Origin of the sequence: Paenibacillus sp. FSL H8-0548, from assembly GCF_038630985.1 — a bacterium.
Classification (GTDB): Bacteria; Bacillota; Bacilli; order Paenibacillales; family Paenibacillaceae; genus Pristimantibacillus.
The window spans coordinates 1-10,000 of record NZ_CP152049.1 but is presented as its reverse complement, the minus strand read 5'-3'; the positions used below and the strand labels follow the sequence as shown (position 1 = coordinate 10,000).

Genomic DNA, 10,000 nt, shown 5'->3' with positions numbered 1-10,000 from the left:
AATATGCTTTGCAGTAATGTATCAGCTGGAGCCTTATGATGCTAGCCCCAGCTGCATTCACTATTGTTATTCGATTGGTGTTTCTCCGCCTTCTACCTCTTCATCCTCATCAAGCACATCATTTTCTTCACTGCGTGCGACACGGGTAACCGTAGCAACCGTATCGTCCTCGCGTGTATTAATGAGTTTTACCCCCTGCGTGTTCCGGCCCATCGTTGAGATGCCTTCCATGCTGGTACGGATCATTGTGCCCGATGCGGTCATGATCATAAGGTCCTCATCGTTCTCAACAACCTTGAGGGATACGATCGGTCCGTTTTTGTCCGTTACGTTAAGCGTCTTGATTCCTTTACCGCCGCGATTTTGGATACGGTAGTCTACCACAGGGGTTCTCTTGCCGTAACCATTAGAGGTTACAATCAAAATATCCTTCTCTGGTACGATTACGTCCATATCAATAACGATATCGTTATCATCAAGTTGAATCCCCTTGACTCCAGTCGCGGAACGTCCCATTGAGCGGACATCCTGCTCTGAGTAACGAATGGACATCCCTTGAGCCGTCCCCATAATAATTTCCTGGTTGCCGTCAGTCAGCTTCACGCCTATTAAATCATCATCCTCACGAAGCGAGATCGCTATTAAGCCGACCTTACGGATGTTGACATAATCATCAAGCGGAGTCTTTTTGACAACCCCTTGCTTCGTAGCAAAGAACAAGAAATGCTCGGAGTCGAATTCCTGCACAGGGATGACCGCATTGATCGTCTCACCTTGTTCAATTTGAATAAGGTTGATAATCGGCGTTCCACGCGCAGTACGATTCAGATCAGGAATCTCATAGGCCTTGAGCTTATACACCTTTCCTTTGTTCGTAAAGAACAACAGGTAATGATGCGTATTAGATACAAAGAGATGCTCGACGAAATCGTCATCCTTCGTGCCCATGCCGACAACACCTTTACCGCCGCGCTTCTGGCTGCGGTAAGTTCCGACTGGCAAACGCTTGATATAGCCCGAGTGGGTAATAGAGATGATAACATCCTCACGTGGAATAAGATCCTCGTCCAGAATTTCTTCATCGCTAGCCATTAACTCCGTGCGTCGTTCATCGCCAAAACGTTCCTTCAGCTCTGCAAGCTCTGTGCTGATAATATCAAGCACAAGCTGCTCATCGGCTAGAATAGCCTTATATTCAGCAATTTTACGCATAAGCTCTGTGTATTCCGCTTCAATTTTGTCTCTTTCCAGTCCAGTTAGACGCTGGAGGCGCATATCCAAAATGGCCTGTGCTTGCTCGTGAGAAAGAGAAAATCTCGTAATCAATCCTTCACGTGCTTGGTCTGCTGTCTGAGATCCACGGATTAAGGCAATTACCTCATCCAAATGGTCAAGCGCGATACGCAAGCCCTCTAAAATATGGGCTCTAGCTTCAGCCTTCTTCAGCTCAAATTCCGTGCGTCGACGAATAACTACGATTTGATGCTGCAAATAATGATAGAGCATGTCACGGATATTAAGCGTCTTCGGCTCGCCATTTACGAGGGCAAGCATATTGATACCAAAGTTTGTTTGCAACTGCGTATGCTTGAAGAGATTGTTCAGCACGATGTTTGGATTCACATCTCGGCGAAGCTCTATAACGACACGCATACCATTGCGATCTGATTCATCGCGCAGATCCGTGATACCCTCGAGCTTCTTCTCACGAACCAGCTCTGCAATTTTTTCAACCAAACGCGCTTTAATGACTTGATAAGGCAGCTCATGCACAATAATACGAGCTTTGCCGTTATTGTCCTCAATTGTCGCACGTGCACGCATCGTTACTGAACCTCGTCCAGTTAAATAGGCTTGCCTAATGCCCTGACGACCCATTACAAAACCAGCGGTCGGGAAATCCGGGCCCTTAATATAATCCATGAGCTCAACTGGCGTAATATCAGGATTTTCGATTAATGCTTGTACACCATCAATAACCTCGTTTAGATTATGAGGCGGAATATTGGTAGCCATACCTACAGCAATCCCTGTAACTCCGTTTACAAGCAAGTTGGGATAGCGGGCTGGCAAAACCACTGGCTCTGATTCTTCGCCATCGTAGTTCGGTATAAAATCAATTGTGTCTTTATTGATATCACGCAATAGCTCCATGGCTATCTTCGAGAGACGCGCCTCTGTATAACGCATGGCAGCAGCGCTGTCACCATCAACCGATCCAAAGTTTCCGTGTCCATCGACGAGCATATAACGCATGGAGAAGTCCTGTGCCATCCGCACCATGGATTCATATACAGCTGTATCACCATGCGGGTGATACTTACCGATAACTTCCCCAACAATCCTTGCGGATTTCTTGTGGGGCTTATCTGGTGACATGCCTAGTTCAGACATTGCAAACAAAATACGACGATGCACAGGCTTTAGACCATCCCTAACATCGGGAAGAGCACGGCTTACAATGATACTCATTGCGTAATCCATAAATGAATCCCGCATCTCTGTACCAATGTCCCGCTCTCTTATAGATACACGTTGTTCTTCCGCCATGATTTACCTCCCTGACGCCATCTATAGCTACTCTTAAATCACAATAACTCTTATATTACTTTCTCAAAAAGCGGGCATATAAACCTTTTTGGCCCATGCTTTTGGAATTCTTTAAAATCTCGCATCATTTGTTATCAAAAATAGGTGATTTGCCGCTCTCCATACACGAAAATCTGCCATAAAATAAACAGACCCAACTTTTATTATACCACTCAATTCCAAGTCTGTCTCCTGCATCATTTGAAACCCTCAACAGGAAAAAAGCAATACGAGAGGAGAAAAATCGTGAGCATTCAACGCATTAAGAGTAAGTGGGCAAAAACAAAAATAATGCTTCGATCTGATTATCTGCGCCAATACATGCCCTCTACAAAGCTGTTCGGACGCAGCAGCCTCCAATCAATGCTGAGACAGTATGGCATGGTTTACGTCAAACCGATAAACGGTACCTTTGGAAAAGGGGTCATTCGTGTAGAACGAACGACGGTACCCTCGCTCGGCTACCGTTACCAGCTCGATACAAAGATCAAGTTTTATTCCACTTTCGAACAGCTTTACAAAGGGATAATGAAACAAAAGAAAAAACGCCGCTATATCGTTCAAAAAGGAATTCATCTGCTGCGCCATTTGAACCGGCGCTTCGACATTCGCGTCATGGTCCAAAAAAATCCGCATAATGTGTGGGAGGCTACCGGCATAATCGGCCGACTCGCCCATCCTGGAAAAATCGTAACCAACTATCACAGCGGCGGTACGCCAATGTCACTTGAGAGGCTTATGGGTGATCATACTACCCTATCCGAACTTGCATCCTTCAAAAACCGATTAAGAAAGCTTAGCATATCCATTGCTAATCAATTGCAATCTGCTTATCCGAGAATAAAAGAGCTTGGTGTCGACATTGCCGTCGATGCAACGCTGCATCCTTGGATACTCGAAGTGAATACATGCCCAGACCCTTTTATCTTTCGCAAGCTTCCTGACCAAGTCGTCTTCCAAAGGGTTTACCGCTACGCCGTTCATTATGGACGTTTCAAAAAAAGAAACAGTCGTCCATAATGGGCGACTGCTTCTTAGCAGTACATGACTTCTTAGAAATCTAGATTCGTGACATATCTCGCATATTTCTGGATAAATTCACGACGCGGTTCTACGTTATCGCCCATAAGTGTATCAAACATCACATCAGCTTCAATCGCATCGTCGATCGTTACCTGCAGCATAGTCCGACTTTCGGGATCCATCGTCGTTTCCCACAGCTGAGTTGCGTTCATTTCCCCGAGTCCTTTATAACGTTGAACGTTAACCTTAACGCCTTCACCAAACTCAGCGATGATACGGTCCCGTTCCTTTTCGGTTTGCGCGTAACGAATAACCTTATTCCGTTCAACCTTGAAGAGCGGTGGTTGAGCAATATAAATATAGCCTGCATCAATAATTTGGCGCATATAGCGATAGAAGAACGTCAGCATCAGCGTGCGAATATGAGCGCCATCCACGTCGGCATCGGTCATAATAACGATTTTGTGATAACGCGCCTTAGCTAAATCAAAATCATCGCTTATGCCCGTGCCAAGCGCAGTAATAATCGTTCTGATCTCAGCATTGCCGAGAATACGATCAAGTCTCGCCTTCTCTACGTTCAAGATTTTTCCGCGCAGCGGCAATATGGCTTGGAAGTGACGATCACGTCCTTGCTTTGCAGAGCCGCCTGCAGAGTCACCTTCTACGATGTAAAGCTCACTGATGGAAGCATCCTTCGATGAGCAGTCGGCAAGTTTACCTGGCAGTGATCCAACTTCAAGCGCGCTCTTGCGACGAGTCAGTTCACGAGCTTTGCGCGCGGCTTCACGTGCACGAGCAGCCTGCAGCCCCTTCTCTACAATTTTCCGAGATACCGCAGGATTCTCCTCTAGGAATTCCTGCAGTTTCTCGGCAAAGAAGGATTCTACAATCCCGCGCACTTCACTGTTGCCAAGCTTAGTTTTCGTTTGTCCTTCGAATTGCGGCTCAGGTATTTTGACAGAAATGATCGCCGTTAACCCTTCACGAACATCATCACCGGAGAAATTCGATTCATTATCTTTGATTAGGCTAGCCTTACGGCCATAATCATTAATTATTCGTGTCAATGCACTCTTAAAGCCGGACTCATGCGTACCGCCTTCATGTGTATTGATATTATTCGCAAATGAATGAATGTTTTCCGTATAGCTGTCGTTATATTGCAACGCGACCTCTACATGGATATGGTCCTTTGAACCTTCCACATAGATCGGCTGCTCATGAAGAGCATCGCGAGTACGGTTCAAATATTTGACGAACTCAATAATACCGCCCTCGTACTTAAACGTGTTTGATATATTTGTCCGCTCATCTGTAAGCACAAGCTCAATGCCTTTATTCAAAAATGCAAGCTCACGGATGCGAGACTGCAATATCTCATAATCAAACTCTCTTGTTTCCGTAAAAATTTCGCTATCAGGCGTAAATGTAACTTGCGTACCTGTTTCAGTAGCCTCACCTATAACCTTAATGTCATACTGAGGCGCACCTTTGCGGTATTCTTGCTGATAGATCTTGCCTTCACGTTTTACTTGAACAATGACGAGCTCGGACAACGCGTTCACAACGGATACGCCGACCCCGTGCAAGCCCCCGGATACTTTATAGCCTTCACCGCCGAACTTACCACCTGCATGCAAAACAGTCATAACGACTTCTAGCGTCGATATTTTCAGTTTTGCATTCTCGCCTACGGGAATTCCGCGTCCATTATCAATAACGGTAACGCTGTTATTCTCATGCACGATAACTTCGATTCTCGAACAATAACCGGCCAGAGCCTCATCAATACTGTTATCGACAACCTCCCATACGAGATGGTGAAGACCTTTTCCACTAGTCGAGCCAATGTACATCCCCGGACGTTTGCGTACTGCCTCTAATCCTTCCAGAACCTGTATCTGACTCTCGTCATACGTATGCTGCTCCAAAGACATGCAACTTCACTGCTCCTCTCAACTGCTGTTCCTGATCGCCTTCACTCTAGCCATTTGCCGCAAAATGATGGGCACGTTTCTTGAGCGTAGAGGATGAAATAGGCGAATAATATATTTTCTGCTTTGTTACAACGATCGATTTCGGCTCTTCCTCGCCTATCGTTTCAACGTCCTTACGCTTGCGTGCTCCCGCAACGAATTGCTTGGATAGTTTAGAGGACTGCTCGATGGAAATATCAAATATGGCCACCAGCTCTGCAGCACGAATTATTTTCTCACCGCCCAAATGGATGTACATGTCCTCTTCCTCACCTCTCCTATTGGCACCCTTAACGCGTCACTCGGCCTTCATGCACATGGTAGATGCCGGCATCCTGAAGCCTGCTGACATCCACGCTTTCAAGGCCGGTCGTTGTAATAAAGGTTTGTACTTTGCTTTGAAATGTCTCAATAAGCTGTGTTTGACGATTGCGGTCAAGCTCTGACAGCACATCATCAAGCAGCAAAATCGGATATTCTCCAATTTCCTCGTTTATCAGCTCTATCTCTGCCAATTTTAAAGATAAGGCCGTCGTTCGCTGCTGCCCTTGGGAGCCGAAAGTTTGCGCTTCTTTGCCATTGATATAAAATGCCAAATCGTCGCGGTGCGGTCCCACTAGCGTAACACCTCTGCGAATCTCCTGATCTTTCACTTGTGTTAACTTTATCATAAATTGCTCAAATAAAACAGTTTCATCTTGCTGGGCATCCACGTCAAATGAAGGACGGTATACGATTGTGAGCTGTTCGGTACCGTTTGTAATGCCTGCATGGATTTGTTCTGCAAACGTTTGTAATTTATGTATAAAGTGTTTCCTTTTTTTCATAATTTTAACACCATGCTCTGCAAGCTGCATATTCCACACATCAAGCATCGTCTGATTTGCGCCTCCAGAGTAGGAAGCCTTCAAGAAATTGTTCCGCTGTAGAAGCACCTTGCCGTACTGCTGGAGTGTATGCAAATAGCCAGGTTGCACTTGTCCGATTTCCATATCGAGAAACCGTCTTCGTATACCCGGCGTTCCTTTTACGATTTCAAGATCCTCTGGCGCAAACATCACGACATTGACTGAGCCTATGAAATCGCTAAGCTTTCGCTGCTCTAGTCCGTTGATTTTTGCCTTCTTGCCTTGTGCTGAATAAAGAAGATCCAGCTTGATGGATCCGTATTTTTTATCTACTTCGCCTGTGATGCGAGCCGTCTCAGCCTGCCAGCCGATTAGCTCTTTATCTTTCGATGTACGATGTGACTTCGTTAGCGCAAGCACGAATATCGCTTCCAGCAAATTGGTCTTTCCCTGGGCATTCGGCCCGAGAAATACATTTACTTTATTAGCCGTTTGTAAATCGAGCTCGCTATAGTTGCGGTAATTTTGCAGCTGTATGTTCTTTAAAAACACATTTTGACCTCCCGGTCCATTGGTGCGTTACGCTTTACTTACTGTAAAAACGCCGCAGCCTTCAACTTCTACTTTATCCCCTGTGTATAACTTTCTGCCCCTGCGATTATCAGCTTCGCCATTAATTAAAACCGTGTTCTCTTGTAGAAAAAATTTAGCATGACCACCGGAGGAAATGCAATCGGACAGTTTCAAAAATTGGCCCAAAGTTATATATTCCGTTTTAATTTCAATTTCTTTCATCGAAAATTGTCATTCCTCTCTATGCTTGCGCTCTTGGCTCTAGCCAGTTGTCCGGTAAGGCAAAATAACGTACATGCTGTAGGCGTGATCCATTGGACGGATAATGATCGGGCTCATTGCACCTGTAAAACCGATGAACAGCTGCTCGCTGTCAATGACTTTAAGTACATCCAGCATATATTTTGAGTTAAATGCAATTCTAAGCGGCTCGCCATTAAATTCTTTAGCTTCAACCTGCTCTGTCACTCTTCCAAGCTCTGTGGAGCTTGAGGAAATTTCAATCAGTCCATCCTCGAGGGTTATGAGACGAACGATATTCGTTTTTTCCTCACGTGACATCAAGTAAGCGCGGTCGATGGCATCCATTACATTTTTTGTATCAAGAACAAGTTCTGTTTTGAATGTTTGCGGAATAATCTTAGAAGTATCGGGATAGACGCCGTCCAAAATTCGTGTGTAGAACAATACGTTTCCAAGCTTAAATAGAACTTGATTGTCTGCTACAACGATGTCTACGAGCGCATTGTGCTCGGGAACGAGCTTTGCGAGCTCTAATAGTGTTTTCGCTGAAATAACGACATTGCTGAATTTGAATGCTGCCTCGGTGTCCACTTGGGCTGTTCTGCTCGCTAAACGGTGACGGTCAGTAGCGATAAACTTAAGTTCCCCTTCAAGCAGATTCCATAGCACACCTGTCAAAATTGGCGTTTGTTCGCTTGCTGAAGCAGCTAGCACGGTTTGGCGAATCATCGCTTTTAATAGATCACCAGGCATTTGCAGCACTTCGTTTTGCTCAATTGACGGTAAGTAAGGAAATTCCTCAGGATCAAGTCCAACCATCTGAATTTCTGTTGATCCGGAACGAAGAATCGTTTGAAATGTGTTGCTTACGTCAATAGTGACTTGTTCAGAAGGGAGTTTTTTTACGATTTCGACAAAAAACTTTGCTGGCAAAACGACGCTTCCTGGTTTTTCGACATGTGCAATAACGAATTGATCTTTTTCCACTGGAATAAAGCTTTGAATGGAAATATCCGTATCGCTGGCTGTAAGCGTTACGCCTAGATGGGTAACCTCAATTTTGATACCACCTAGAATTGGAATTGCAGGTCTGGAAGAAGCAGCCTTCGCTACTTGTTGAATTGCATCGTTTAGTTCGTTTTTTGAAATCGTTAATTTCATTTTTTTCACTCCTAGCGTTCTTATAAATTTATCGAAAAAATGATCGCGAAAGATACGATTTTTTTTTGAATGAGGCTTTAGCCGTTTACGCGTATTTGATGATGTTTATTTAAAGATTTTTAGTAGTCGTAGTAGTAGGGGCACTGAATATGTGGATAACCCCGTGGAAGACTGATAAAGCAAGCCTATCCACATGTGCATAGCGTGTGCATAGGCTTGCTTAGTTGTTCACATATGATTTTTGACTTTTTCGGCCAGGTTTTGAACGATTTTGTAGAGGTCCTGATCAATCTTAAGCTGCTGTGTAATTTTCTCGTGCGCATGGATGACGGTTGTATGATCGCGTCCACCAAATGCTTCGCCGATCTTGGGAAGTGAGAAGTCAGTTAGCTCCCGTGATAAATACATAGCAATTTGCCTTGGAAAAGCTACTGCTTTCGTTCGTTTCCGCGCTTTGAAATCCTCTAGCCGCAGCCCATAGAACTCTCCAACCTTGGTCTGAATATCATGCATGGTTATCATTCTAGGCCGGCTTGAAGGGATGATGTCCTTAAGCGCCTCAGCTGCTAGATGGGACGTGATATCAGCATTTATAAGGGATGAATAGGCTACAACCCTAATTAGAGCGCCTTCCAGTTCACGAATGTTTGTATCAATTTGATTTGCGATGTAGATCATCGCTTCGTTAGGAATATCAAGATTTTCAGCTCTCGCCTTCTTGCGCAATATGGCGATCCTTGTCTCTAGATCCGGCGGCTGAATATCGGTTATAAGACCCCATTCAAAGCGAGAACGCAATCTCTCTTCAAGTGTCGGAATTTCCTTTGGAGGCCGGTCACTTGAGATGACAATTTGCTTTCGTTCCTCGTGTAGAGCATTAAAGGTGTGGAAAAATTCTTCCTGCGTCTGCTCTTTCCCAGCCAAAAATTGAATATCGTCAATAAGAAGCACATCGATATTGCGATATTTGGTACGGAAACTTTCGCCGCGGTTATCACGGATCGCGTTAATGAATTCATTCGTAAACTTCTCCGACGAAATGTATAGAACCTTCGTATTCGGATTATGATCCATAATGTAATGGCCTATTGCATGCATTAAGTGGGTTTTTCCAAGCCCAACTCCACCGTATAGAAACAAAGGATTATAAGCTTTGGCGGGCGCTTCAGCTACTGCAAGCGAGGCAGCATGGGCGAAACGGTTATTAGCGCCAATAACAAATGTATCAAATGTATACTTCGGGTTAAGCATATGAGTAGGTGTTGCTTCTTCGCTCATGGCAGGTGAAAATACCGCTTTGGGCGGGAATACATAAGCAGGCTCGGAGCTTCTTGGTTCTTCTATAGAGAAGCGAACATCCACTTGTCTCCCTAGAAATTCGTAAAGCGTCGTTCTAATAAGTTTTGTATAACGGCCCTCCAGCCATTCGGCCGCAAATGTTGTCGGCGCTGTTACTTCAAGCATGGAATCATCGACAAAGGAAGCCTTTGTTGCTTTGAACCAGGTGTCAAAGCTAGGCTTGCTTAATTTAGTCTGGATGATCGACAACACTTGCTGCCATAAATCATAGGTATGGCTGTCCAC

8 protein-coding genes are annotated in these 10,000 nt (G+C 44.8%); 1 reads left to right on the top strand and 7 read right to left on the bottom strand.

All coding sequences use genetic code 11. The annotated features are described in order from the left end of the window. Positions 1-66: 66 nt before the first annotated feature. The gene (gene gyrA / locus MHI37_RS00040; protein WP_076339274.1) at positions 67-2,550 is read right to left on the bottom strand and encodes a DNA gyrase subunit A; all 2,484 of its coding nucleotides are present in this window, start codon (positions 2,548-2,550) and stop codon (positions 67-69) included. A gap of 285 nt (positions 2,551-2,835) precedes the next feature. Here gyrA and MHI37_RS00035 point away from each other — a divergent pair, with 285 nt between their 5' ends. Next, positions 2,836-3,609 (top strand): YheC/YheD family protein, encoded by a 774-nt coding sequence (locus MHI37_RS00035; RefSeq protein WP_076339275.1) that lies wholly within the window; start codon positions 2,836-2,838, stop codon positions 3,607-3,609. Positions 3,610-3,641: 32 nt separating this feature from the next. Here MHI37_RS00035 and gyrB read toward each other — a convergent pair whose 3' ends face one another. The 6 genes from gyrB to dnaA form a co-directional block, all read right to left on the bottom strand. Beyond that, entirely contained in the window at positions 3,642-5,552 is a 1,911-nt protein-coding gene (gene gyrB / locus MHI37_RS00030) for a DNA topoisomerase (ATP-hydrolyzing) subunit B (RefSeq protein WP_076339276.1), read from the bottom strand. 46 nt (positions 5,553-5,598) lie between these two features. Continuing rightward, positions 5,599-5,850: an extracellular matrix/biofilm biosynthesis regulator RemA family protein gene (locus MHI37_RS00025; protein WP_012772007.1), complete on the bottom strand. Its 252-nt coding sequence runs from the start codon at positions 5,848-5,850 to the stop codon at positions 5,599-5,601. A 31-nt stretch (positions 5,851-5,881) separates the two neighbouring features. After that, positions 5,882-6,991 (bottom strand): DNA replication/repair protein RecF, encoded by a 1,110-nt coding sequence (recF, locus tag MHI37_RS00020; protein ID WP_076339277.1) that lies wholly within the window; start codon positions 6,989-6,991, stop codon positions 5,882-5,884. 27 nt (positions 6,992-7,018) lie between these two features. Then, a complete protein-coding gene (yaaA, locus tag MHI37_RS00015; RefSeq protein WP_076339278.1) occupies positions 7,019-7,234 on the bottom strand; it encodes a S4 domain-containing protein YaaA in 216 nt (71 codons plus the stop codon). 39 nt (positions 7,235-7,273) lie between these two features. Next, on the bottom strand, positions 7,274-8,416 hold the full coding sequence (gene dnaN, locus MHI37_RS00010; protein WP_076339279.1) for a DNA polymerase III subunit beta: 1,143 nt from the start codon (positions 8,414-8,416) through the stop codon (positions 7,274-7,276). A 228-nt stretch (positions 8,417-8,644) separates the two neighbouring features. Beyond that, complete coding sequence (gene dnaA, locus MHI37_RS00005; protein ID WP_076339280.1) at positions 8,645-10,000, bottom strand: chromosomal replication initiator protein DnaA; 1,356 nt, start codon at positions 9,998-10,000, stop codon at positions 8,645-8,647.